Below are 23,943 nucleotides of genomic sequence, written 5' to 3'. Positions count from 1 at the left end.
TCCTTAATTATGCGCGCCGTGCAGGTGTTGTGGACGCGAGGGGGTAAACCCTGATTGATAGCGTGCGGCGCTTAAATCGTCAAACGGAATTGCCGGCGTCCGCCCGGAAATCAGGTCGCTAAGCAGCTGGCCCGAACCGCAGGCCATGGTCCAGCCAAGCGTACCGTGGCCGGTATTTGTCCACAGATTTTTGTAAGGCGTACGGCCCACAATCGGCGTGCCGTCCGGGGTCATTGGACGCAGGCCGGTCCAGAACGTCGCCTGCTCAATGAAACCGCCGCGCGGGAAGAGATCGCCGACGACCATCTCCAGCGTTTCACGACGTGGTTTGAGCAGTTCGGTATTGAAGCCCACGATTTCCGCCATGCCGCCGACGCGGATCCGGTTATCGAAACGGGTGATGGCGATTTTGTAGGTTTCATCAAGAATGGTTGATACTGGCGCGCCGCTGTCCTCTTTCACGGGAATGGTCAGGGAGTAGCCTTTCAGCGGATAGACCGGGATATCCAGGATCCCTTTCAGCATCGCGGTAGAATAGGATCCGAACGCCATCACGTAAGCATCGGCTTTGATCACCTCTTCTCCACACTTCACGCCGTAAATCTTCTCCCCTTCCGACAGCAGCTTGTCGACAGAAGTATTGAAGCGGAATTTCACCCCGGCCTGCTCACACATGCGCGCCAGACGCTGGGTGAAAAGCTGGCAGTCGCCGGTTTCATCGTTCGGTAAACGCAGACCGCCCGTCAGCTTGTGCGCGACCTCGGCAAGTGCTGGCTCCACCTGGGCAAGTTGGCTGGCTTCCAGCAGCTGATAGGGTACGCCCGCATCTTCAAGCACGGCGATATCGCGGGTCGCGTTTTCATACTGTTGCGCGGTACGGAACAGCTGAAGTGTGCCGCCCTGGCGCCCTTCATATTCGATCCCCGTTGAGGAACGCAGCGCTTTCAGGCAATCGCGGCTGTATTCTGCGAGGCGCACCATGCGCCCTTTGTTTTCCATGTAGTGGCGGGTATCGCAGTTGCGCAGCATCTGCCACATCCACTTAAGCTGGAACTGTGTGCCGTCAAGGCTTATCGCCAGCGGCGCATGTCGCTGAAACATCCATTTGATCGCCTTCAGCGGAACGCCCGGGGCCGCCCACGGCGCAGCGTAGCCCGGGGAGATCTGCCCCGCATTCGCCGCACTGGTTTCCAGCGCCGGACCGGATTCGCGATCGATAACGGTAACCTCATGTCCCGCCTGACTTAAATACCAGGCGCTGGTTACGCCAACGACACCACTTCCCAGTATGACAACACGCATAGCCACTCCATTATGAGCAAAAGAACAATCATCTAATTACAGATTGATAACCTAGCTGAAAATATTATTCAACATATGACTTTTTTATGGTGACTCAACTCACATATCCCGCTGTATCAGGGGATAGCGCTTATTTGGGATCTCCTGCTGCGCGTTATTTTTAACCAGTAGAAAATTCTGCGAGCACTGCTTTTTTTGCCGTATCGAAAACGGGAAATCGCAAAGAAAAAATTTCTGCGCCCCGCGTATTTGAATGGGGTGATCTATGCTTGAAAGGAGGCTCTCCAGTCAGAGAGAGCGACCAACAACGAGGGCGCGCTAATGGCTACACTAGATTCCATGTCAAGGGACAGCACCCGTCTGAGCGATGGACCCGACTGGACCTTCGAGTTGCTGGATGTCTACCTGGCGGAGATCGACCGGGTGGCCAAACTCTATCGTCTGGACACCTATCCCCATCAGATTGAAGTCATCACCTCGGAACAGATGATGGACGCTTACTCCAGCGTCGGGATGCCGATTAACTATCCGCACTGGTCGTTTGGTAAAAAATTCATTGAAACGGAGCGACTGTATAAGCACGGACAGCAGGGGCTGGCGTATGAAATCGTTATTAACTCTAACCCGTGTATTGCCTATCTGATGGAGGAGAACACCATTACCATGCAGGCGCTGGTGATGGCGCACGCCTGCTATGGACATAACTCGTTCTTCAAAAATAACTATCTGTTCCGCAGCTGGACGGACGCCAGCTCCATCGTCGATTACCTTATCTTCGCCCGCAAATACATTACCGACTGCGAAGAGCGCTACGGCGTGGACGAGGTAGAGAAGCTACTGGACTCCTGCCACGCGCTGATGAATTACGGCGTTGACCGCTATAAGCGTCCGCAGAAGATCTCATTGCAGGAAGAGAAAGCCCGGCAGAAGAGCCGCGAGGAGTATCTGCAAAGCCAGGTGAATATGCTGTGGCGCACCCTGCCGAAACGTGAGGAGGAGAAAACCGTCGCCGAGGCGCGTCGTTACCCTTCCGAGCCGCAGGAAAACCTGCTCTACTTTATGGAGAAGAACGCCCCACTGCTGGAGCCGTGGCAGCGTGAGATCTTGCGCATCGTGCGCAAGGTGAGCCAGTATTTCTATCCTCAGAAGCAGACCCAGGTGATGAACGAAGGCTGGGCGACCTTCTGGCACTACACCATTCTTAACCACTTGTATGACGAAGGAAAAGTCACCGAGCGGTTTATGATGGAGTTTCTGCACAGCCACACCAACGTGGTATTCCAGCCAGCGTATAACAGCCCGTGGTACAGCGGCATTAACCCGTACGCACTCGGCTTTGCCATGTTCCAGGATATCAAGCGTATCTGCCAGTCGCCCACCGAAGAGGACAAATACTGGTTCCCGGATATTGCCGGTTCTGACTGGCTGGAAACGCTGCACTTCGCGATGCGTGATTTTAAGGATGAGAGCTTTATCAGCCAGTTCATGTCGCCGAAGATCATGCGTGATTTCCGCTTCTTCACCGTACTGGATGATGACCGCAACAACTACCTGGAGATCTCTGCGATCCACAACGAAGAGGGCTATCGTGAGATCCGCTCGCGCCTGTCGTCTCAGTACAACCTGAGCAATCTTGAACCGAACATTCAGGTCTGGAATGTGGATCTGCGCGGTGACCGCTCTTTGACGCTGCGCTATATCCCTCACAACCGCGCGCCGCTGGATAAGGGGCGTAAGGAAGTGCTGAAGCATGTGCATCGCCTGTGGGGATTTGACGTGTCGCTGGAGCAGCAGAATGAAGATGGTAGCGTGGAGCTGCTGGAGCGGTGTCCGGCGCGGTTGAATACGCTGTAGTGAGTTTTAGCCGGGTGGCGGCTACGCCTTACCCGGCCTACGGGTTTTGTAGGCCCGGTAAGCGAAGCGCCACCGGGCGAAAAAAACCTCTCAATCGAGAGGTTTTTTATTTCAGCGACTCTGAATCGCTAAATCACCCGGCAGGGTTTTCTGCATTCGGTGCCAGATTTCACCGGAGTCGTGGCCATAACGACGCACCGTTTCATAGACCTGATCGTGCAGCCCTTCGGTGCAGAGCTTGCTCAGTTTATGGTAGAAGCCGAGCGCCAGGCTGCGGGCTTCAGGGTTGGCAAAGTAGTGACGACCAATGCGTGTATATAATCCTTTCATTCCATTCAGGATCAGACCGTAAACCGGATTGCCGGAAGCAAACGCCAGACCGCGGAACACGTTGTAGTCGAGGGTCGCAAAGGCGTCCGCGTGGTCTTCCACCTCATTGGCGGTGGCAAGCACCTTCAGCGCATCTTCAGGATGCTGACGAAACGCGGTGCGGATGAAAATGGTAGCGATGTTGGTGCGCACCGAAAGCAGATTGTCAATCAGCTGCGGTACGCTTTCGTGATCAAGACGCGCCAGCGTTTCCAGAATATTCAGCCCGGACGTTTCCCAGAAGTTATTCACCTTAGTGGGTTTGCCATGCTGTATCGTCAACCAGCCATCGCGCGCCAGACGCTGGAGCACTTCTCGCAGCGTGGTACGGGTGACGCCAATCAGTTCAGAGAGTTCGCGTTCAGCAGGTAGAATTGATCCCGCAGGGAAACGATTATTCCAGATGCTTTCAATGATGTACTCTTCCGCGAAACCCGCCGGGCTCTGCGCCTTAATGACCATAGTGAGATTTCCATTACACAGCTTTAGCAAATTGCACTCATCATACCAGAGGCGCGCAGAGGCAGATAGCGCAGCAGAGACAGAAAAGAGGGATCGCCGTTTCATTTTTATGAAATTTACAAAATGGCTTTATCCCCCTCTCCGCCGCCGTTTTTGCGTATACTGATGTCTTGTCTTATTTGACGGGGAAAGGACGTCTGTCGTGGAAATTTCATTTGGGCGCGCGCTGTGGCGCAACTTTTTAGGTCAGTCACCTGACTGGTACAAACTCACTCTACTGGTATTCCTGGTCGTTAATCCCGTTATCTTTTTGCTGGATCCCTTCGTTGCCGGGTGGATGTTGGTCGCCGAGTTTATCTTTACCCTGGCGATGGCATTGAAGTGCTATCCGCTGTTGCCCGGCGGGCTGCTGGCGCTGGAAGCCGTGGTCATTGGAATGACCAGCGCGGAGCATGTTAAAAACGAGATTGCGTCGAATCTTGAAGTCCTGCTACTGCTGATCTTCATGGTGGCGGGGATCTACTTTATGAAGCAGCTTCTGCTGTTTATCTTCACCCGTCTGCTGCTGAGCATTCCGTCGAAAACGCTGCTCTCGCTGGCGTTTTGCCTCGCCGCGGCTTTCCTCTCTGCCTTCCTGGATGCGCTGACGGTTGTGGCGGTGGTGATCAGCGTCGCCGTCGGCTTTTACGGTATTTACCACCGGGTCGCCTCGTCTCGTCCTGGCGATAACTTGCAGGACGACAGCCACGTTGAGGCGCACAACCGCGATGTGCTCGAGCAGTTCCGCGCGTTTCTGCGCAGCCTGATGATGCATGCGGGCGTGGGGACGGCGCTGGGCGGCGTGATGACAATGGTTGGAGAGCCGCAAAACCTGATTATCGCCAAAGCGGCTGAGTGGCATTTTGGCGAATTTTTCCTGCGCATGGCGCCGGTCAGCGTGCCCGTTTTGATCTGCGGCTTAGCGACCTGCGTGCTGGTCGAAAAATTCAACCTTTTTGGGTATGGCGCGAAGTTGCCCGATCAGGTCCGTCAGGAGCTGCATAAGTTTGACGAGCAGAGCCGCAAACAACGCACGCGCCAGGAGACGCTGCGCCTGATTGCACAGGGCATCATCGGCGTGTGGCTTATCGCTGCGCTGGCCTTCCACCTTGCCGAGGTGGGGCTGATTGGTCTGTCGGTAATTATTCTGGCAACCAGCCTGAGCGGCGTCACGGACGAACATGCTATCGGAAAAGCCTTTACCGAAGCGCTGCCGTTTACCGCCCTGCTGGCGGTGTTTTTCGCCGTCGTAGCGGTGATTATTGACCAACATCTGTTCGCGCCAATCATCGCGTTTGTGCTTCAGGCCACGCCAGATTCGCAGCTAACGCTGTTCTATTTGTTTAACGGTCTGTTGTCTTCTATATCCGATAACGTCTTTGTCGGGACGGTATACATCAATGAGGCCAAAGCCGCGATGGAGCAAGGGATTGTCAGCAGTGAACAGTTCGAGCTGCTGGCGGTGGCGATCAACACTGGAACCAACCTCCCCTCCGTGGCAACCCCGAACGGTCAGGCGGCCTTCCTCTTCCTGCTGACCTCGGCGCTGGCGCCACTCATACGACTTTCTTATGGAAGAATGGTCTGGATGGCGCTGCCGTACACGCTGGTGCTTACCCTTGTTGGTTTGCTGTGCATCAAAATTACTCTCGTTCCCTGTACGCAATGGTTGTTGCAAGCAGGTATACTTGCGGCGCATTAAAATTCGTTTACACTGCGCTGTCTAAGCATGTTCCAGGGAAATGATTATGTTGCGATTTTTGAACCAGTGCTCACGCGGTCGCGGAGCGTGGTTGTTGATGGCCCTGACCGCCTTTGCGCTGGAAATGGTCGCGCTGTGGTTTCAGCATGTGATGGGGCTGAAACCTTGCGTCCTGTGTATTTATGAGCGTTGTGCGCTGTTCGGCATTATGGGCGCAGGTCTGGTAGGTGCGATTGCACCTAAAACACCGTTACGCTATGCCGCAATTGCCATCTGGCTGTACAGCGCCGGGAAAGGGATTGCGCTTGCCTGGGAGCACACCCAGATGCAGCTTCACCCGTCGCCGTTTATGACCTGCGACTTTGCCGCCCGCTTCCCGAGCTGGCTGCCGCTGGATAAATGGCTGCCGCAGGTGTTTGTGGCCTCCGGTGACTGCTCTGTACGCCAGTGGGAGTTTCTGACGCTGGAGATGCCGCAGTGGCTGGTGGGCATTTTTGTCGCCTACTTCGTGGTAGCGCTGCTGGTGCTGATTGCCCAGCCGTTCAAGCCAAAGAAACGCGATCTTTTTGGAAGGTAAAAGCAAAACGGCAACGTCAGTTTTGTAGGTCGGGTAAGCGCAGCGCCACCCGACAAAATTGCGCACAATAAAAAACCCGCCTCGGCGGGTTTTTTATTATCACCGATTAGGGTGATTCATAATGTGGTCTTCCCAGTCCTGCACCTCGGACTCTTTCACCGCAATGTGGCGCACGGAAATACGCTCGCCGTGCATCGCCGCTTTCGACCCCGTCAACAGCGGATGCCATGTGGGCAGATCTTTACCTTCCGCCAGCAGGCGATACGCGCAGGTATGCGGCAGCCACTCAAAGGTCGGCAGATTTTCACGGGTTAACTTGATGCAGTCCGGCTCATAGTCGAAACGGCGCTCGTAGTTGCGGCACTGGCAGGTTTTGATGTTTAACTGCTTGCAGGCTACGTTGGTGAAATAGATCTCATCCGAATCTTCATCCATCAGCTTATGCAGGCAGCACTGCCCACAGCCGTCACACAACGATTCCCACTCCGCGTCGGTCATGTCGTCGAGAGTTTTGCTTTGCCAGAAAGGAATGTCGTTCATCGGGATGTCCACACGTCAAAATAGAGCGCACCTTATAACGAGTCTGGCACGTTGATGCAAGTTTTGCCGCCCTTTTCAGGCGGCAAGGTGCTTTTACAGCACGCGGGTTTTCAGCGACAGGCCGTTAAAACTGACGTCCAGCTCGTCGCCACTGTGCAGCGGCCCCACACCTTCCGGAGTGCCGGTAAGGATCACGTCGCCGGGTTTCAGGGTGAAGAAGCGGCTCATGTAGGCAATCAGCGGAACGATCTTATGGATCATGTCAGCGGTCGTCCCCTGCTGGCGGATCTCGCCGTTGACCTTCAGGCTGAGGGGCGTATTCTGCGGATCGTCGGTAAATTCACTCACCGGAACGAAACCGGAAATCGGGCATGAATTGTCAAAGCCCTTGGCTTTTTCCCACGGCTGCCCCGCTTTCTTCATTTTGCTCTGGACGTCGCGCAGGGTCAGGTCGAGCGCGACACCGTAACCCGCAATCGCTTTCTCTACATGCTCTTCGGTCGCCTGGCGCAGCGTCGCGCCGATCAGCACCGCCAGCTCCACTTCATGATGCACCGAGCCCAGCCCCTGCGGCAGAACCAGCGGCTGGCGAATATCGCACAGTGCGGTTTCTGGCTTAATAAACAGAACCGGCTCATCCGGCACGGCGCTGCCCATCTCCTGAATATGTTTTGCATAGTTGCTGCCCACGCAGATCACTTTGCTTACGGGATAATCCAGTAATGCACCTTGCCAGTTATGATGTTGATACATGGTCGACCCCTAATCGGTTGATGAGTTGTTCCCGGAGTGACCCGGGCTTATTTCTTTCCGCTCACCTCAAGATGCTGTTTTAATAAATTCTCCGGTGGCGGCGGAAGCTGTAAATAATAGCCCTGCTCGGTTAACGCCTTTTTGACTTTCTCCAGATCGGCGTTCACCAGCTTCTTACGGCCGTCCAGCGGCAGCAGCATCGCCAGTTGCGGTCGGCCAAAGCTTTTCATTAATTCCTCAGGCACGCGGGAAAAATCGTCTTTCTTTTCGACATAAAGGTAGGTCTGGTCGCGGCTGGTACTTCTGTAGATCACACAAAACATGTTTTTACTCTGAATTAATGGGTGGTTGCTTGCCTCAATATACTCCTGACTATAACATGCCTGATACTCTTCGGAATATCGCGGCGATGTGTTGCGGTTAATAGCAAATTGAGTAAGGCCAGGATGTCAAATACGCCCATCGAGCTTAAAGGCAGTAGCTTCACCTTATCAGTGGTTCATTTGCATGATGCAAAACCCGAGGTTATTCGTCAGGCGTTAGAAGACAAAATCGCGCAGGCTCCCGCTTTTCTTAAGCATGCTCCTGTTGTCGTCAATGTAAGCGACCTTGAGGGGCCGGTTAACTGGAAGCGACTCCAGCAGGCCGTCGTCTCCACGGGGTTGCGCATCGTGGGTATAAGCGGCTGTAAAGACGCAGAGTTAAAAGCCGAAATTGAACGCGCGGGTTTGCCCTTGTTAAACGAGGGTAAAGAAAAATCCCCGCGCGCAACGCCTGCAACCGTTCCCGCTCCCCCGCCTTCGGCGCAAAATGTAGCCCCAGTCACAAAAACGCGATTGATTGATCTGCCGGTTCGTTCCGGTCAGCGCATTTATGCGCCAAACTGTGATCTGATTGTTACAAGCCACGTCAGTGCGGGCGCAGAACTGATTGCAGACGGCAATATTCACGTTTACGGTATGATGCGTGGGCGTGCGCTTGCGGGCGCCAGCGGCGATCGAGAAGCACAAATTTTTTGTACTCACCTGACGGCAGAATTGGTGTCTATCGCAGGTGAATATTGGCTGAGCGATAAAATCCCAGCCGAATTTTATGGCAAAGCGGCTCGTCTGCAGCTGGCAGATAACGCTTTGACCGTTCAACCGTTAAATTGATCCCTTTTAACAAGGAATTTCTATGGCACGCATTATTGTTGTGACTTCGGGTAAAGGAGGCGTTGGCAAGACCACCTCCAGCGCGGCCATCGCTACTGGTTTGGCCCAGAAGGGAAAGAAAACCGTCGTAATCGACTTCGATATCGGTCTGCGTAACCTGGACCTGATCATGGGTTGCGAGCGTCGCGTGGTGTATGACTTCGTGAACGTCATTCAGGGCGATGCCACGCTTAACCAGGCGCTAATTAAAGATAAGCGTACCGAGAACCTCTACATTCTCCCGGCGTCCCAGACCCGTGATAAAGACGCGCTGACCCGTGAAGGCGTGGAAAAGGTGCTTGACGATCTGAAAAAGATGGAGTTCGACTTCGTGGTCTGCGACTCCCCGGCCGGTATCGAAACCGGCGCGCTGATGGCGCTCTACTTCGCGGATGAAGCCATCATCACTACTAACCCGGAAGTCTCGTCAGTACGTGACTCCGACCGTATTCTCGGCATTCTGGCCTCGAAATCTCGTCGCGCGGAAAATGGCCAGGAGCCGATCAAAGAGCACCTTCTGCTGACCCGCTACAACCCGGGTCGGGTGAACAAAGGTGACATGCTGAGCATGGAAGACGTGCTGGAGATCCTGCGCATCAAACTGGTTGGCGTGATCCCGGAAGATCAGTCCGTATTGCGCGCCTCTAACCAGGGTGAGCCCGTGATCCTGGATACACAGGCAGACGCGGGTAAAGCGTATGCGGATACCGTTGACCGTCTGCTGGGAGAAGAACGTCCTTTCCGCTTCATTGAAGAAGAGAAGAAAGGTTTCCTCAAACGCCTGTTCGGAGGATAAGTTATGGCATTACTGGACTTTTTTCTCTCGCGGAAAAAAAGCACCGCCAACATCGCAAAAGAACGTCTGCAAATCATTGTGGCGGAACGTCGTCGTAGCGACGCCGAACCGCACTACCTGCCGCAGCTGCGCAAAGACATTCTGGAAGTGATCTGCAAATACGTGCAGATTGACCCGGAAATGGTCACCGTTCAGCTGGAGCAAAAAGACGGGGATATTTCGATTCTGGAGCTGAACGTGACGCTTCCGGAAGCGGAAGAGTCACGTTAATCCGTTTGTGGTTTTGTAGGCCGGGCAAGCATCGTACCGCCCGGCAATTTCCCCGGTGGCGCGGCGCTTACCGGGGCTACAATTCTTTAGCGCGGATACCCTTCCAGCAGGGTATTCAGGCGTTCAGCCATCAGTTCCCCCCGCCATCCGGCGACCAGTTCAGGTAAACCATTTTGCGGTTTCAACTTCCAGTGCCAGTTCAGCAGCTGGTTAATCTGACGACGTGAAGCCAGCAGTTCGGCACTCAGTTTGCTTTCCCCGGCCACCGTCTGCACCATCGCTTTGATATCTTTGAACGCCTTGCGGTAGCCCGGCATATCCATCAGGTTAAGCAGTGGTTCTGGCAGTGCGTCCTCCGGCAGCTGCTGAGCTTTCTCTACCAGCGCGAGCAGCATTTTACCGTGGAAACGGATCTCACTCCCGGAAAGGCCAATGCTGTCCAGTTCGCCAAGGCTACCCGGCATATAGCGCGCTACCGCCCACAGGTGTTCTTCACGCACCACGAAGTTAACCGCCAGATCGCGCTCACGCGCTTTACGCAGCCGCCAGTCAGCCAGCAGTTGCAGACAGGCCAGTTGACGGGTGCGCAGCTGCCAGGCGTTAGTGATGTCACGCCAGGCCTCTTTCGGATCAACCACTTCCTGACGACGCTGCTGCGTCATGCGGCACTCGTCCAGGGCGGCAGACAGCCAACCGGACGCCTCAGCCTCTTTCATAAGCTGGCCAGCAATCGGCAGCAGGTAGAATACATCTGCCGCGGCGTATTCAAGCTGACGCGCCGTCAGCGGGCGCGCGAGCCAGTCGGTACGCGATTCGCTCTTATCCAGCGTCAGACCGGTGTACTCTTCCACCATCGCCGCGAAGCCCCAGGAGAGCGGACGACCGCTGAACGCCGCGAGGATCTGGGTATCAATCAGCGGCTGCGGCATGATGCCAAAGGTGTTGAGAAAGACTTCCAGATCTTCACTGCCGGCGTGCAGATATTTGGTCACGGCGGTATCAAGCAACAGCTCGCGCATTGGCGCCCAGTCGGTAATGCCGAGGGGGTCAATCAACGACACGTGTTTGCCGTCATACATCTGGATCAGGCCCAGTTGCGGGTAGTACGTGCGGGTACGGACAAATTCCGTATCCAGGGCGATAGCGGGGAAATCACGCGTCACCTCGCACAGCGAAGCCAGCTCGTCGTTGGTAGTGATCATCTGGTAATTCAAATCGGACTCTCTTTTGTTTGCGCCCATAAAAAACGCCGGCTTAACCGGCGTCTGGGCGATTAACGTGAAGCTCAGGCCTTATTGTCCACTTTGGCACGGGCTTCGTCACGTAATTCTCGTCGTAATATCTTCCCGACGTTGGATTTCGGCAGCTCATCGCGGAATTCCACCAGCTTCGGTACTTTATAGCCCGTCAGCTGCCGGCGACAAAACGTTATCAGCGCTTCCTCGGTAAGAGAAGGATCTTTCTTGACCACAAATATCTTCACCGCTTCACCACTGCTGCCGGAAGGAACCCCCACCGCCGCCACTTCCAGCACGCCGCTGTGCTGCATCACCACGTCTTCGATTTCGTTCGGATAGACGTTGAAACCGGAAACGAGGATCATGTCTTTCTTGCGATCGACGATACGCAGAAAACCTTCGTCATCCATCACCGCGATGTCGCCGGTGTACAGCCAGCCGTCTTTGATGATCTCATCCGTGGCATCTGGGCACTGCCAGTAGCCCAGCATCACCTGCGGCCCTCTGACGCACAGCTCGCCCGGTTCGCCGTGAGGCACTTCGTTACCCTCATCGTCCACCAGTTTAGCTTCCGTCGACGGGACCGGCAGACCGATACTGCCGCTGTGGTAGTCGATGTCATGCGGGTTGACGCTGACCAGCGGGGCGCACTCCGTCAGACCATAGCCTTCCAGCAGATACTGTCCGGTGAGTTTTACCCAGCGCTCGGCAACCGCCTGCTGAACCGGCATCCCGCCGCCCGCAGAAAGATGCAGCGTGGAGAAATCGAGCTGCTGGAACTCTTTATTGTTAAGCAGCGCGTTAAACAGGGTGTTCACGCCGGTCATGGCGGTGAACGGGTATTTCGCCAGCTCTTTAACCAGCCCCGGAATGTCGCGCGGGTTGGTGATCAATACGTTTTGACCGCCAAGCTCGATAAACAGCAGGCAGTTCATGGTCAGCGCAAAAATGTGATACAGCGGAAGCGCGGTGATCACCAGCTCCTTGCCCGGGTGCAGTAGCGGCCCGTAGGTGGCGTTCACCTGTTCAAGGTTCGCCAGCATGTTACGATGGGTCAGCATCGCCCCTTTAGCCACGCCGGTGGTACCGCCGGTGTATTGCAGGAAAGCCAGATCTTCTGACACGATCTCCGGCTTAACGTACTGCATCCGATAGCCCGCATGCAGCGCGCGGCGGAAAGAGATGGCATCCGGCAGGTGGTATTTCGGCACCAGCCGCTTAACGTATTTCACGACAAAGTTGACCAGCGTACCTTTCGCGGTAGAGAGCTGGTCGCCCATGCGCGTCAGAATGACGTGCTTAACCTGAGTTCTTTCAACGACTTTTTCCAGCGTGTGGGCAAAGTTGGAGACAATCACAATCGCCGCCGCACCGCTGTCATTCAACTGATGTTCCAGCTCGCGTGGGGTATAGAGCGGGTTAACGTTAACCACGATCATCCCCGCCCTGAGGATCCCGAACAGCGCCACCGGGTATTGCAGCAGGTTTGGCATCATCAGCGCGACGCGATCCCCTTTCTGCAAGCCCAACCCTTCCTGTAAATAGGCCGCAAACGCCCGGCTGCGCTCTTCCAGCTTACGGAAAGTCATCACTTCGCCCATATTCACAAATGCGGGCTGGTCAGCGTAGCGCCGTACCGAGTGTTCAAATAATTCAATCAGGGATTGATAACGGTCAGGATTGATCTCCGCAGGGACATCCGCGGGATAACGGTTAAGCCAAACCTTTTTCAATGCATCACCTCTGAAATGAGTGTTCGTCGTCATCACAGCCCCGATAATAAACAGTTTGTTAACATTATATTAACTCAGCGTACCAGTTTATTAATTGTTCAGATTGCAGGTTGCGAAGCGCGTCACTCTTTTTTTTCGTTTTATCCGTAAAAAAACAGAGACAGCGGCTGAGCCGCTGTCTCTTTCCTAACAATAACAGTAACTTACTCAGTTACAATTGTTTGAACCTGTGCAGGGCCTGGATTGTACCAACCCCAGCCACCGTAGCCGTAACGATACGGATGCGGACCCCACATCCACGGATCGATTGGCTGTGGCGGCATCACCACCTGCTGGGCGATACGCCAGCGTTTGTAACCGTTCACCTGCATGGTCATAAATTTGTATGGCGTATTGCCGATTTTCCCCGCCACCGAACCGGTAATCGGCCCGACGACGGTCACCAGCTGCCCGCGGAAATCTACCGGATCGAGGAAGCCGCTGACGTCAGCGTAGATCCGCCCGCGCGAGGCTTCACCCAGAACAGGCCGTGCGCCGCTGTCCAGTGGAACGGTGGCAATCTCCAGCCGGGTTTTCCCCTGCTGGTTTAGCACTTCAACCACCTTGCCGCCAAAGCGCGCTTCCTGCCCGACATACAGCTCCGGAGCATTCATCACGCGTACCAGATCCTGCTGTGGCGTCGGGCTGGTGCCCTTGATCGCATCAGGAACGGTGACGCACCCGCTCAGTGCTATGGCAACCGCGCCTGCCATAAAAAAGCGTACAACTTTAGTCTGAACCGCCATGATGCGACTCCTTTTTCTCAGTTCCTGTTACTGAGATTCACTCGCGGCCAGGAAGTTTCTTCCATGCGACGGTGTTTCGTAAATAAACCGGCTCGGCGTGTTCAACGGCCACGGTTTTTCCTGCGGCAAGCTGCTGACAGGCAACAGGCAACATATCTTCGGCGGCAGGCAGGAGCATGTTACCATCCACCAGCGTAAGGCCGGTGTCCTTCGCCATCTCAGGCCATGCCGGCCAGCCGGTTCCGACCGTCGCCCACTCACCCGTGAGCTGTTTCAGGCGCTCGGTGACGGCTTCAGGTTTAAGCACGGCTTCCGACTCTTCGCCGTGCCAGACGCCGTTTTCGTCACGGGTGTACTCCGCCCAGTAGACTTCACCCATGCGGGCATCAATCGCGGCCAGCACGCGGCTGGCACCGATCATGCGCCAGGCACCCTGAGCCATAGTCGCAAGCGTTGAAACGCCGATCATCGGCAGGTCAGCGCCCAGCGCCAGCCCCTGCGCAATGCCAATCCCGATACGGACGCCCGTAAAGCTACCCGGGCCACGGCCGTAGGCCAGCGCGTCGAGGTCAGTCAGGGCGGTGTTGCCCTCGGTTAAAATGGTTTTTACCAGGGGCAGAATACGTTGGGTGTGTTCCCGTGGGCACTCTTCGAAATGAGCAAAAGTCGTACCGTCGTTCCACAGGGCAACGGAACAGGCCTCTGTCGCGGTATCAATAGCCAGAATTCGCATCAGTCGTCGCGCTCTCGCAATGGTCAGTCACAAAATGGCGCGCATCTTAACACACTCCGGGAAGAATTACTCCGCCGTCGGGTTCGCCAGGAAGCGGACCGCGCGTTTAATATCCCGTGTGCGCGGCGCAGGCGGCAGGCTGGCGAGGAAGGTGGCGCCGTAGGGACGCATCACCAGGCGATTGTCGCAGATCACCAGCACTCCGCGGTCGGTGACGTCGCGTATCAGTCGCCCTACCCCCTGTTTAAGCGTGATAACCGCGTCCGGCAACTGGACGTCGTCGAACGGATCGCCCCCGCGCAGACGGCAGTCCTCCATGCGTGCTTTCAGGAGCGGATCGTCCGGCGATGTGAATGGCAGCTTATCGATAATCACCAGCGAGAGCGTATCACCGCGCACGTCCACCCCTTCCCAGAAGCTGCTGGTCGCCACCAGCAGGGCATTACCGGCGCTGACAAACTGCTGGAGCAGCTGGCCTTTGCTGGTTTCCCCCTGCAACAGCACCGGCAACGTCATGGTCGCGCGGAACTGCTCGGCCAGATCGCGCATCATGGCGTGAGAGGTGCAGAGCATAAAGCAGCGTCCGTTGTTGGCCTCAATCATCGGCTTTAGCATGGCCGCCAGATGGCGCGCCGCCCCTGGCTGGTTAGGCAGCGGCAGATTGCGTGGCACGCACAGCAGCGCCTGTTTCTCATAGTCGAACGGGCTTGGGAGGAGTAAGGATTCAGCCTGCTCAATGCCGAGACGCTCGGTAAAGTGGTGCAGATCGTCGTTGACCGACAGCGTGGCCGAGGTAAAGACCCAGGTGCCGGGCTTTTGCGCCATCACCTCTTTGAATTTATCGGCAACGGTCAGCGGCGTGAGCGCCAGGGTGAAGTGGCGCGAGGTACATTCATACCAGTAGCTGTAGCCCGGCTGGTTGATCTCTTTCAGCCGCTTCAGCCGCCCACGGTAGAGCGTGGCCCGCTCGAAGGCGGCGTCCAGCAGCGCTGAACGTCCGAGGGACAGCTTCGCCACGTCGTAACAGAGTTCAAGGGCATCATCGAGCAGCAGCAGCGCGCGCTGGATATTTTTGTCCGCGAGCAGTTCGCGCAGGTTGCCGCGATAGCCCGGCTCGCCAAGCTGTAAGCGGAAATCCTGTGCGCATTGCGCCAGGCGGTCCGCGCACTTCTGCAACTGCTGGGTATCTTTGAGCTCGGTGCGATAGGCAATGGTAATATCTTTCGCCAGATCCTGAAGCTGACGGCTGGAGAGCGACTGGCCAAAATACTGGCTGGCGATGTCCGGTAGCTGATGGGCTTCATCGAAGATCATCACCTCCGCCTCCGGGATCAGCTCGCCGAAACCACTGTCCTTGACCACCATATCCGCAAGAAACAGGTGATGGTTCACCACCACCACGTCGGCGTCCATCGCCGTTTTACGCGCTTTCACCACAAAGCAGTCTTTATACAGCGGGCAGTCGCTGCCGAGGCAGTTGTCGTTGGTGCTGGTCACCAGCGGCCAGGCCAGGGAGTCTTCCGGCACGCTCGCGCAGGTGCTGATGTCCCCCTCCTCCGTCTGGTTGGCCCAGGCGCGCAGGACGATCACATCGCTGAGTGTTTGTACCGGCAGGTCACCGCCCGCCAGTGCCTGCTGTTCGAGACGCTCCAGACACAGATAGTTAGAACGCCCTTTCAGCAAGGCCAGACGCCCTTTGTATTTTAGCGCTTTCGCCACCGTAGGTAAGTCGCGGCTGTAGAGCTGATCCTGGAGCGCTTTTGATCCCGTAGAGATGATCACCTTTTTTTTCGCCCGCAACGCAGGAGCGAGGTAAGCGTAGGTTTTCCCCGTACCGGTGCCGGCCTCCACAACCAGCGGCTGCGCCTTGTCGATGGCGTGCGCGACGGCATGCGCCATCTGACGTTGGGGTTCGCGCGGTTTAAAACCGGGAATTGCCTGTGCTAACTGACCTTCAGGGGAAAAATCGTCTGCCACGGTGTTCTCTCACTGTATTTTTGCACAGGGATTATGTCAGCCCCTTCTCTCCGGTGCCACCCCAAATAGTGACGACGGCGGAACAATATGGCAGTCTTGCCGCCTGACGATGAAAGATAACGAGGATACGTTTATGACAATTACGCGCATTGATGCCGAAGCCCGCTGGTCTGATGTGGTGATCCACAACCAGACGCTGTACTACACCGGTGTCCCTGCCAATCTGGACGCCGACGCCTTCGAGCAAACCGCTAACACCCTGGCGCAGATCGACGCCGTACTGGAAAAACAGGGCAGCGATAAATCCCGCATTCTGGACGCGACGATTTTCCTGGCGAATAAAGACGACTTCGCGGAGATGAATAAAGCCTGGGATGCGTGGGTAGTGGCGGGTCACGCGCCTGTACGCTGCACCGTACAGGCCACGCTGATGAAACCGGAGTATAAGGTGGAGATTAAGATTATCGCGGCAGTTTAAGCCCGGTTATTCATCTTCATCTTCAAATCGCGCCACAATCCGCTCGCCGGTATGACTGGCGCGAATTTCCTGAGCGACGACGGTGATCGCTTCTCCGCTGCTCATACCCTGGCCCATCAGTTCCTGAATCCGCTCTACCGCTTTCTGCTGTTGGTCATGACTGAGAGAAGGTAAACCTGCAAACATCGTTAACTCCTGCTAAATTATTCGCGCTAATTATTTCACGCTACCCGGTAGTATGCCATACATGAACATGCGCTTCCCCACTGTTATGACCTTACCCTGGCGTGCAGACGCCGCCGAGTTCTGGTTTGCCCGTCTGAGCCACCTTCCTTTTGCCATGCTGCTGCACTCCGGGCATGCGGATCACCCCTACAGCCGCTTTGATATTCTGGTGGCCGACCCGGTTAAAACGCTGACGACCGATGCGCTGTCACCCACGGACGATCCGCTGATGCGGCTTCAGAACGAGATCCATGCTCTGGGCTTATCTGCCACACCGGATCCGGATCTGCCTTTCCAGGGGGGCGCGCTGGGCCTGTTTGGTTACGATCTGGGTCGCCGTTTCGAAAAGCTGCCCGAGCATGCGCAGGCGGATATTTCCCTGCCGGATATGGCGGTCGGGCTGTATGACTGGGCGCTAATCGTGGATCACCGTAAGCAGACGGTTTCCCTGCTTAGCCACCGAGACGTGCAGGCGCGTCTGGCCTGGCTTGAGGCGCAACGGCCCGCCACAGCGGAACACTTTATGCTGACCTCCGGCTGGCACTCGAACATGAGCGCGGCGGAATATGCGGAAAAATTCTCTCGCGTGCAGGCGTATCTTCACAGCGGCGACTGTTATCAGGTCAACCTTGCCCAGCGTTTCCAGGCGGCGTACCGGGGAGACGAATGGCAGGCATTTACTCGCCTCAATGCCAGCAATAAGGCCCCGTTTAGCGCATTTTTACGCCTTGAACACGGCGCCATCCTCAGCCTTTCGCCTGAGCGTTTTATTCATCTGGCTGACGGTATTATTCAGACCCGCCCGATCAAGGGCACCCTGCCGCGCCTTGCCGATGCTAACGCCGACCGCCAGCAGGCGGAGACGCTGGCGGCCTCGCCGAAAGATCGCGCTGAAAACCTGATGATTGTCGATCTGATGCGCAATGATATTGGCCGCGTCGCCGAGCCGGGCAGCGTGCGCGTGCCGGAGCTGTTCGTTGTGGAACCTTTCCCGGCGGTGCATCATCTGGTCAGTACTATCACTGCACGCCTGCCGGCCTCGCGAACCGCCTGCGATCTGCTCCGCGCCGCGTTTCCGGGCGGCTCCATCACCGGCGCGCCGAAGGTCCGCGCGATGGAGATTATCGACGAACTGGAACCGCATCGCCGCAACGCCTGGTGCGGCAGCATCGGCTATGTGAGCCTGTGCGGAACCATGGATACCAGCATCACTATTCGCACCCTGACGGCCTGCGGCGGTAACCTGTACTGTTCCGCAGGCGGCGGCATTGTGGCCGACAGCCAGGCCGGAGCGGAATATCAGGAAACCTTTGATAAAGTGAATCGTATCCTGAAACAACTGGAGAACTCACGGTGAAGAAAGACAACCTGACGCTGGATGATTTTCTGTCGCGCTTTCAGCTTCTGCGGCCCCAGGTTAACCGCGCCGCGCTGAATCAACGTCAGGCGGCGGTGCTGATCCCGGTCGTGCGTCGTGAACAGCCGGGTCTGTTGCTTACCCAGCGCTCACCGCATATGCGAAAACACGCCGGTCAGGTTGCGTTTCCGGGCGGCGCGGTGGACAGCACCGATGCTTCCCTGATTGCCGCCGCGCTGCGCGAAGCGCATGAGGAGGTGGCGATCCCCCCGGAGGCGGTCGAGGTAATTGGCGTGCTGCCGCCAGTGGACAGCGTAACCGGTTTTCAGGTCACGCCGGTCGTCGGCATTATTCCGCCCGATCTTCAGTATCACGCCAGCGTCGATGAAGTTTCAGCGGTGTTCGAAATGCCGCTTGAAGAGGCCCTTCGTCTGGGCCGCTATCATCCTCTGGATATTCACCGCCGCGGGCACGATCATCGGGTCTGGCTGTCATGGTATCAGCATTATTTTGTCTGGGGCATGACGGCAGGCATCATTCGTGAGCTTGCGCTACAAATCGGCCTGAAGCCTTGACTATACTTTACATTCCACCCTTTTCTGGCAGGTTTGCGATCGGCGTCGCGCTATTAGCTAAACCATCGTTAACCATTAGTTTAATTCATGTGAATAGTTAAGCCGAGGTTAGTGTTCCCTCTTACACTATGCGCAGTTATAACATCGTTACTGGAACCCCAGTAACCCTGTCAGGAGTGTGAAAGTGATTAGTATATTCGACATGTTCAAAGTGGGGATTGGTCCATCATCTTCCCACACTGTAGGGCCGATGAAGGCCGGTAAACAGTTCGTCGATGATCTGGTCGAAAAAGGATTACTGGAAAGCGTTACCCGAGTCGCCGTAGACGTTTACGGTTCACTGTCATTAACGGGTAAAGGCCACCACACCGATATCGCCATTATTATGGGTCTGGCGGGCAATATGCCGGACACAGTTGATATTGATGCCATTCCGGCATTTATCCGCGACGTGGAAACGCGCGGTCGTCTGCTACTGGCTAACGGTCAGCACGAAGTGGACTTCCCGCAGGATGACGGGATGCGTTTTCGTAGCGACAACCTGCCGCTGCATGAAAACGGTATGACCATCCACGCCTGGAGCGGCGAAAAAGAGATCTACAGTAAAACCTACTACTCCATCGGCGGCGGCTTTATCGTTGACGAAGAACACTTTGGCAAAGAGAGCGCGGGCGATGTGAATGTGCCCTATCCGTTTAAATCTGCCACCGAGATGTTGGCCTATTGCAAAGAGACCGGTCTCTCCCTCTCCGGCATGGTGATGCACAACGAACTGGCGCTGCACAGCAAGAAAGAGATCGAAGACTATTTTGCTAACGTGTGGCAAACCATGCGCGCCTGTATTGACCGCGGGATGAACACCGAGGGGGTTCTGCCTGGGCCACTGCGTGTGCCGCGTCGTGCCTCTGCGCTTCGCCGTATGCTGGTCACCACCGACAAATTCTCCAATGATCCGATGAATGTGGTTGACTGGGTGAACATGTTTGCGCTGGCGGTTAACGAAGAGAACGCAGCGGGTGGTCGCGTGGTGACGGCGCCAACCAACGGCGCGTGCGGTATCGTTCCGGCGGTGCTGGCCTACTACGATCACTTTATTGAGCCCGTGACACCGGAGATCTATATCCGTTATTTCCTCGCGGCAGGCGCTATCGGCGCGCTGTACAAGATGAATGCCTCCATCTCCGGTGCCGAAGTAGGCTGTCAGGGTGAAGTGGGCGTGGCCTGCTCTATGGCGGCGGCCGGTCTGGCGGAACTGCTGGGCGCAAGCCCTGAGCAGGTGTGCGTGGCGGCGGAAATCGGCATGGAGCACAACCTCGGTCTGACCTGTGACCCGGTTGCCGGCCAGGTGCAGGTACCGTGCATTGAGCGTAACGCCATCGCCTCCGTCAAAGCGATCAACGCCTCGCGTATGGCGATGCGCCGTACCAGCGAGCCACGCGTGTCACTGGATAAGGTTATTGAAACCATGTACGAAACCGGCAAGGACATGAACGCGAAGTACCGTGAGACTTCGCGCGGCGGTCTGGCCATTAAGGTGCAGTGCGACTAAACCTTCCTTTTCGCCCATCTGCAACAGATGGGCGAATTTTCCCACCGCCTCTCGTCGCTTCACGTATTCCCCACTACACTGTCACTGTTGCGTCTGGCTTTTCCGGCCGGTGCTTATCAGGCGACCGTTCATGCAAACTGCACAAACGATCATTAAAGACTATCGCCGAAAACGCGTTATCGTCTGTGTTACGGTTGCGCTCGTTACGCTCGTCCTGACGCTGGGCATTCGCTTTATTTCACAGCGCAACATTAATCAGGATCGGATCCACGACTTTACTCACCACACAGTGCGTGCGCTTGATAAGGTGCTTCTTGCGTTAGAAACCCAGCGTGAAACTCTACGTTTTCTGGTTGATATGCCCTGCGCTGAAGCGAATCCGATTCTGCGAAAACAGGCGGCGATCCTCCAGACCGTGCGCTCCATCGCCCTCGTCAAAGACGGAATACTGTATTGCTCGAGCGTATTTGGCAGCCGAAATATGCCCGTCAGTGACATTGAGCCGATGCTTCCGTCCAGTGAACCCAGGCTGATCTTGTTGACCGATCGGTGGCTGTTAAAGGGCAGTCCGGTACTGATTCAGTGGTCACCCCTTGCGGGCGACGGCAGTGACGGGTTGATGGAGGTAGTGAATATCGATCTCATCACCAAAATGATTCTGGAGCCACAGCGGCCACAAATCACCGACGTGGTCCTGAGAGTAGGCGATAATTTTCTCCGCGACGGGCAGCAGGTGACGAATACGCCGACCTTCGATGAACACGCCTCCCTGCTGGAACAGTCTTCACAGCACTACCCTTTCAGCGTCACGGTCAGCGGCCCGGGGGCAGGCCAAATGGCATTGAAAAATCTGCCCACCCAGCTACCGCTGGCGTTGATGCTCAGTTTACTGATGGGCTATATCGCCTGGCTTGCCACGGCGCGACGCATAAGTTTCACCTGGGAAATTAATATGGGGATTGCTGCCCGGGAGTTTGAACTCTTCTGCCAGCCGCTGGTAAACGCCCGCACCCGGGAATGCGTTGGCGTCGAGATCCTCCTGCGCTGGAACAACCCGCGTCAGGGCTGGATTTCTCCCGATGTCTTTATCCCCCTGGCTGAAGAACATAGCCTGATTGTTCCGCTTACCCGCTACGTCATCAGCGAAACGGTGCGGCAGATAGGCTTTTTCCCGGCCTCACGGGATTTCCATATTGGCATCAACGTGGCCGCCAGCCATTTTCGCCGCGCTGCGCTGATCCGGGATCTCAACCGCATCTGGTTTAAGGCGAACCCTGTTCAAAAGTTGATTGTAGAGTTAACCGAACGCGATGCGTTGCTCGATGTGGATTACCGCATCGTGCGGGAGCTGCATCGCAAAGGGGTGAAGCTTGCGATTGATGATTTTGGTACGGGCAATAGTTCTCTTTCGTGGCTTGAAAAACTTCACCCGGACGTGCTGAAAATTGATAAATCCTTCACCACCGCGATCGGCACCGACGCCGTGAACTCAACGGTAACGGATATTATTATTGCGCTGGGCCAGAGGTTGAATATTGAACTGGTTGCAGAAGGGGTTGAAACCGAGGAGCAGTCACGCTATTTGCGCCGCCACAGCGTACATATTTTACAGGGGTACTTGTATGCGCGGCCGATGCCGCTGCGGGAGTTTCCGAAATGGCTGGCGGAAAGTAACCCTCCGCCAGCCCGTCACAACGGACACATCGTGCCTTTATTGCCGTTACGCTAGATAGCGTTACTCTTCTTCGTCGTGTACAGAGTGCTCTTTAACAATACGAACCATATCAACGCGATAGTCGTTGGCTTCAACGATGGTAATTTGCAGCGGCGGCAGCTCAAGCACATCACCGATACGCGGGATCTGCCCGTTAACGGCAATCACCAGCCCCGCTACCGTGGCGATGTCTTCATCGTCATTGACCACGTTTTCGACGCCCAGCGTGTGCGAGAGCGCGTGCAGGTCGGTGGTGCCTTTCACCAGCCAGCCGTCACCGTCGGCAACGATTTCTGGCGTTTCATCCGCATCAGGGAATTCACCGGCAATGGCTTCCAGCACGTCCAGCGGCGTTACCAGACCTTGTACCACACCAAATTCGTTGGTGACGATAACAAAGCTCCCGCGAGCACGACGCAACACGCCCAGCAGGTTAATCGGATCCAGCGTCTCCGGCACCACGATGGCAGGCGACGCGGCCGCTACGGCCTCGACGTTGACGCCCTCTTCCAGCGCCACGAGCATCTCTTTCGCGCGCACCACACCGATGATCTCATCCAGCTCGCCCCGACAGACCGGGAACAGGCTGTGCGGCGAGGAGAGCAGCTGCTGGCGAATTTCGTCGACGCTCAGGTTGGCGTCCACCCAGCTGATTTCACCGCGCGGCGTCATAATGCCGCGCAGGGAGCGGGAGGCCAGCGAAAGCACGCCGTTGATCATGTAGCGTTCTTCTTCCACAAACGCGCCTTCCGGCACCGGAACCGGGTTGCGGTTCTCGTTATCCGCCTGCACGTTCACCTGACGACGCCCGCCCATCAGGCGCAGGATCGCATCGGCGGTACGCGCGCGCAGCGGCTGATTCGACTGCTGCTTAATGAAGTTACGGCGCGCAATCTGGTTAAACAGCTCGATCAGAATCGAGAAGCCAATCGCGGCGTACAGGTAGCCTTTCGGTATATGGAAACCAAAACCTTCTGCCACCAGGCTCAGACCAATCATCAACAGGAAACTGAGACACAGCACGACGACCGTCGGATGTTGGTTGACGAAACGCGTCAGCGGTTTCGACGCCAGCAGCATTACCGCCATCGCAATCACAACCGCCGCCATCATCACCGGCAGATGGTTCACCATGCCAACCGCTGTAATCACCGCATCCAGTGAGAAGACCGCATCAAGCACCACAATCTGCAGGACTACCACCCAGAAGCTGGCATACCCCTTACCGTGACCATCATCATGCTGCCGGTTCTCCAGCCGTTCATGCAGCTCTGTTGTAGCTTTGAACAGCAGGAAAAGCCCCCCCACCAGCATGATTAAATCACGGCCGGAGAAGGTGAAATCCATGACGGTGAACAGAGGCTTAGTCAGCGTAACCATCCACGAGATCACGGACAGCAGGCCCAGTCGCATGATCAGCGCCAGCGAGAGGCCGATCAGACGGGCTTTATCACGCTGTTTCGGCGGCAGCTTATCCGCAAGGATGGCAATAAACACCAGGTTATCAATACCGAGAACGATCTCCAGTACGACCAGCGTCAGCAAGCCTACCCAGATTGACGGGTCCATTAAGAATTCCATGACACGCTCCTGCTAAAGGAATGACAAAACGGTGCCCCGCTAATTTCGGGCATTTCAAAGGGAATGGGGGTCGATGCGTGGCGATGGTCGCCGGTGAATAAGGCGCGGGATGGCCTGGAAGATGACTGACGTCGGTGACGG

General features: G+C 56.1%; 23 protein-coding genes. 11 read left to right on the top strand and 12 right to left on the bottom strand.

The window, feature by feature from the left end:
- Positions 1 to 3: 3 nt before the first annotated feature.
- Positions 4 to 1,302, bottom strand: a complete 1,299-nt coding sequence (locus tag AC4OVS_RS09170; RefSeq protein WP_022648428.1) for a D-amino acid dehydrogenase — start codon at positions 1,300 to 1,302, stop codon at positions 4 to 6.
- A 321-nt stretch (positions 1,303 to 1,623) separates the two neighbouring features.
- Between AC4OVS_RS09170 and AC4OVS_RS09165 the strand changes: the two genes are divergently transcribed.
- Positions 1,624 to 3,156 (top strand): SpoVR family protein, encoded by a 1,533-nt coding sequence (locus tag AC4OVS_RS09165; protein WP_022648429.1) that lies wholly within the window; start codon positions 1,624 to 1,626, stop codon positions 3,154 to 3,156.
- A 111-nt stretch (positions 3,157 to 3,267) separates the two neighbouring features.
- On the opposite strand, the gene fadR is transcribed toward AC4OVS_RS09165, so the two are convergent.
- Positions 3,268 to 3,987, bottom strand: coding sequence for a fatty acid metabolism transcriptional regulator FadR (fadR, locus tag AC4OVS_RS09160; protein WP_015570315.1), 720 nt, complete (start codon positions 3,985 to 3,987; stop codon positions 3,268 to 3,270).
- A gap of 202 nt (positions 3,988 to 4,189) precedes the next feature.
- Here fadR and nhaB point away from each other — a divergent pair, with 202 nt between their 5' ends.
- Both nhaB and dsbB read left to right on the top strand, forming a co-directional pair.
- Positions 4,190 to 5,728 carry a Na(+)/H(+) antiporter NhaB gene (nhaB, locus tag AC4OVS_RS09155; RefSeq protein WP_045308313.1) on the top strand — a complete coding sequence of 513 codons (1,539 nt, stop codon included), beginning with the start codon at positions 4,190 to 4,192 and terminating at the stop codon, positions 5,726 to 5,728.
- A 46-nt stretch (positions 5,729 to 5,774) separates the two neighbouring features.
- The gene (gene dsbB / locus AC4OVS_RS09150) at positions 5,775 to 6,305 is read left to right on the top strand and encodes a disulfide bond formation protein DsbB (protein WP_032622423.1); all 531 of its coding nucleotides are present in this window, start codon (positions 5,775 to 5,777) and stop codon (positions 6,303 to 6,305) included.
- Positions 6,306 to 6,404: 99 nt separating this feature from the next.
- Here the strand turns inward: dsbB and ycgN are convergent, their stop codons facing one another.
- From ycgN to AC4OVS_RS09135, 3 genes are all read right to left on the bottom strand, one after another.
- The gene (gene ycgN / locus AC4OVS_RS09145; protein ID WP_022648432.1) at positions 6,405 to 6,845 is read right to left on the bottom strand and encodes a cysteine cluster protein YcgN; all 441 of its coding nucleotides are present in this window, start codon (positions 6,843 to 6,845) and stop codon (positions 6,405 to 6,407) included.
- Between the two features lie 93 nt (positions 6,846 to 6,938).
- On the bottom strand, positions 6,939 to 7,598 hold the full coding sequence (locus tag AC4OVS_RS09140) for a fumarylacetoacetate hydrolase family protein (RefSeq protein ID WP_022648433.1): 660 nt from the start codon (positions 7,596 to 7,598) through the stop codon (positions 6,939 to 6,941).
- Positions 7,599 to 7,645: 47 nt separating this feature from the next.
- A complete protein-coding gene (locus tag AC4OVS_RS09135; RefSeq protein ID WP_006810982.1) occupies positions 7,646 to 7,921 on the bottom strand; it encodes a YcgL domain-containing protein in 276 nt (91 codons plus the stop codon).
- 123 nt (positions 7,922 to 8,044) lie between these two features.
- Between AC4OVS_RS09135 and minC the strand changes: the two genes are divergently transcribed.
- The 3 genes from minC to minE are packed head-to-tail and all read left to right on the top strand — an operon-like array spanning position 8,045 to position 9,857.
- Positions 8,045 to 8,752, top strand: coding sequence for a septum site-determining protein MinC (gene minC / locus AC4OVS_RS09130; RefSeq protein WP_022648434.1), 708 nt, complete (start codon positions 8,045 to 8,047; stop codon positions 8,750 to 8,752).
- A 22-nt stretch (positions 8,753 to 8,774) separates the two neighbouring features.
- Positions 8,775 to 9,587 carry a septum site-determining protein MinD gene (gene minD / locus AC4OVS_RS09125; protein ID WP_003859938.1) on the top strand — a complete coding sequence of 271 codons (813 nt, stop codon included), beginning with the start codon at positions 8,775 to 8,777 and terminating at the stop codon, positions 9,585 to 9,587.
- A 3-nt stretch (positions 9,588 to 9,590) separates the two neighbouring features.
- A complete protein-coding gene (minE, locus tag AC4OVS_RS09120; protein ID WP_003859937.1) occupies positions 9,591 to 9,857 on the top strand; it encodes a cell division topological specificity factor MinE in 267 nt (88 codons plus the stop codon).
- Positions 9,858 to 9,943: 86 nt separating this feature from the next.
- Here minE and rnd read toward each other — a convergent pair whose 3' ends face one another.
- From rnd to yoaA, 5 genes are all read right to left on the bottom strand, one after another.
- A complete protein-coding gene (rnd, locus tag AC4OVS_RS09115; RefSeq protein WP_491922757.1) occupies positions 9,944 to 11,059 on the bottom strand; it encodes a ribonuclease D in 1,116 nt (371 codons plus the stop codon).
- A gap of 83 nt (positions 11,060 to 11,142) precedes the next feature.
- Positions 11,143 to 12,828, bottom strand: coding sequence for a long-chain-fatty-acid--CoA ligase FadD (gene fadD / locus AC4OVS_RS09110; protein ID WP_491922334.1), 1,686 nt, complete (start codon positions 12,826 to 12,828; stop codon positions 11,143 to 11,145).
- A 203-nt stretch (positions 12,829 to 13,031) separates the two neighbouring features.
- Positions 13,032 to 13,613, bottom strand: coding sequence for a Slp family lipoprotein (locus AC4OVS_RS09105; protein ID WP_023300347.1), 582 nt, complete (start codon positions 13,611 to 13,613; stop codon positions 13,032 to 13,034).
- 37 nt (positions 13,614 to 13,650) lie between these two features.
- Complete coding sequence (gene tsaB / locus AC4OVS_RS09100) at positions 13,651 to 14,346, bottom strand: tRNA (adenosine(37)-N6)-threonylcarbamoyltransferase complex dimerization subunit type 1 TsaB (protein WP_409249237.1); 696 nt, start codon at positions 14,344 to 14,346, stop codon at positions 13,651 to 13,653.
- Positions 14,347 to 14,412: 66 nt separating this feature from the next.
- On the bottom strand, positions 14,413 to 16,323 hold the full coding sequence (yoaA, locus tag AC4OVS_RS09095) for a DNA repair helicase YoaA (protein WP_491922333.1): 1,911 nt from the start codon (positions 16,321 to 16,323) through the stop codon (positions 14,413 to 14,415).
- Positions 16,324 to 16,456: 133 nt separating this feature from the next.
- Here yoaA and AC4OVS_RS09090 point away from each other — a divergent pair, with 133 nt between their 5' ends.
- Entirely contained in the window at positions 16,457 to 16,801 is a 345-nt protein-coding gene (locus AC4OVS_RS09090) for a RidA family protein (RefSeq protein ID WP_022648440.1), read from the top strand.
- A gap of 6 nt (positions 16,802 to 16,807) precedes the next feature.
- Here AC4OVS_RS09090 and AC4OVS_RS09085 read toward each other — a convergent pair whose 3' ends face one another.
- Positions 16,808 to 16,987 (bottom strand): YoaH family protein, encoded by a 180-nt coding sequence (locus AC4OVS_RS09085; protein WP_022648441.1) that lies wholly within the window; start codon positions 16,985 to 16,987, stop codon positions 16,808 to 16,810.
- A gap of 61 nt (positions 16,988 to 17,048) precedes the next feature.
- Between AC4OVS_RS09085 and pabB the strand changes: the two genes are divergently transcribed.
- The 4 genes from pabB (at position 17,049) to AC4OVS_RS09065 (ending at position 22,236) form a co-directional block, all read left to right on the top strand.
- The gene (pabB, locus tag AC4OVS_RS09080) at positions 17,049 to 18,383 is read left to right on the top strand and encodes an aminodeoxychorismate synthase component 1 (protein WP_063146326.1); all 1,335 of its coding nucleotides are present in this window, start codon (positions 17,049 to 17,051) and stop codon (positions 18,381 to 18,383) included.
- On the top strand, positions 18,380 to 18,958 hold the full coding sequence (locus AC4OVS_RS09075; protein WP_022648443.1) for a CoA pyrophosphatase: 579 nt from the start codon (positions 18,380 to 18,382) through the stop codon (positions 18,956 to 18,958). The genes pabB and AC4OVS_RS09075 overlap by 4 nt, the downstream gene beginning before the upstream one ends.
- 184 nt (positions 18,959 to 19,142) lie before the next feature.
- On the top strand, positions 19,143 to 20,507 hold the full coding sequence (gene sdaA, locus AC4OVS_RS09070; protein ID WP_323633599.1) for an L-serine ammonia-lyase: 1,365 nt from the start codon (positions 19,143 to 19,145) through the stop codon (positions 20,505 to 20,507).
- 130 nt (positions 20,508 to 20,637) lie between these two features.
- Positions 20,638 to 22,236, top strand: a complete 1,599-nt coding sequence (locus AC4OVS_RS09065; protein WP_023300353.1) for an EAL domain-containing protein — start codon at positions 20,638 to 20,640, stop codon at positions 22,234 to 22,236.
- 6 nt (positions 22,237 to 22,242) lie between these two features.
- On the opposite strand, the gene yoaE is transcribed toward AC4OVS_RS09065, so the two are convergent.
- Positions 22,243 to 23,802 carry a CNNM family cation transport protein YoaE gene (yoaE, locus tag AC4OVS_RS09060; RefSeq protein WP_023300354.1) on the bottom strand — a complete coding sequence of 520 codons (1,560 nt, stop codon included), beginning with the start codon at positions 23,800 to 23,802 and terminating at the stop codon, positions 22,243 to 22,245.
- Positions 23,803 to 23,943: the final 141 nt, after the last annotated feature.

The organism is Enterobacter sp. 4974935 (assembly GCF_058661735.1).
This window is presented reverse-complemented; position numbering and strand designations above follow the sequence as displayed.

Coding starts and splice junctions, on each gene's coding strand:
- AC4OVS_RS09170 (WP_022648428.1), bottom strand. CDS start 1,302: ATGCGTGTTGTCATACTGGGAAGTGGTGTCGTTGGCGTAACCAGCGCC.
- AC4OVS_RS09165 (WP_022648429.1), top strand. CDS start 1,624: ATGGCTACACTAGATTCCATGTCAAGGGACAGCACCCGTCTGAGCGAT.
- fadR (WP_015570315.1), bottom strand. CDS start 3,987: ATGGTCATTAAGGCGCAGAGCCCGGCGGGTTTCGCGGAAGAGTACATC.
- dsbB (WP_032622423.1), top strand. CDS start 5,775: ATGTTGCGATTTTTGAACCAGTGCTCACGCGGTCGCGGAGCGTGGTTG.
- ycgN (WP_022648432.1), bottom strand. CDS start 6,845: ATGAACGACATTCCTTTCTGGCAAAGCAAAACTCTCGACGACATGACC.
- AC4OVS_RS09140 (WP_022648433.1), bottom strand. CDS start 7,598: ATGTATCAACATCATAACTGGCAAGGTGCATTACTGGATTATCCCGTA.
- AC4OVS_RS09135 (WP_006810982.1), bottom strand. CDS start 7,921: ATGTTTTGTGTGATCTACAGAAGTACCAGCCGCGACCAGACCTACCTT.
- minC (WP_022648434.1), top strand. CDS start 8,045: ATGTCAAATACGCCCATCGAGCTTAAAGGCAGTAGCTTCACCTTATCA.
- minD (WP_003859938.1), top strand. CDS start 8,775: ATGGCACGCATTATTGTTGTGACTTCGGGTAAAGGAGGCGTTGGCAAG.
- minE (WP_003859937.1), top strand. CDS start 9,591: ATGGCATTACTGGACTTTTTTCTCTCGCGGAAAAAAAGCACCGCCAAC.
- rnd (WP_491922757.1), bottom strand. CDS start 11,059: ATGATCACTACCAACGACGAGCTGGCTTCGCTGTGCGAGGTGACGCGT.
- AC4OVS_RS09105 (WP_023300347.1), bottom strand. CDS start 13,613: ATGGCGGTTCAGACTAAAGTTGTACGCTTTTTTATGGCAGGCGCGGTT.
- tsaB (WP_409249237.1), bottom strand. CDS start 14,346: ATGCGAATTCTGGCTATTGATACCGCGACAGAGGCCTGTTCCGTTGCC.
- AC4OVS_RS09090 (WP_022648440.1), top strand. CDS start 16,457: ATGACAATTACGCGCATTGATGCCGAAGCCCGCTGGTCTGATGTGGTG.
- AC4OVS_RS09085 (WP_022648441.1), bottom strand. CDS start 16,987: ATGTTTGCAGGTTTACCTTCTCTCAGTCATGACCAACAGCAGAAAGCG.
- pabB (WP_063146326.1), top strand. CDS start 17,049: ATGAACATGCGCTTCCCCACTGTTATGACCTTACCCTGGCGTGCAGAC.
- AC4OVS_RS09065 (WP_023300353.1), top strand. CDS start 20,638: ATGCAAACTGCACAAACGATCATTAAAGACTATCGCCGAAAACGCGTT.
- yoaE (WP_023300354.1), bottom strand. CDS start 23,802: ATGGAATTCTTAATGGACCCGTCAATCTGGGTAGGCTTGCTGACGCTG.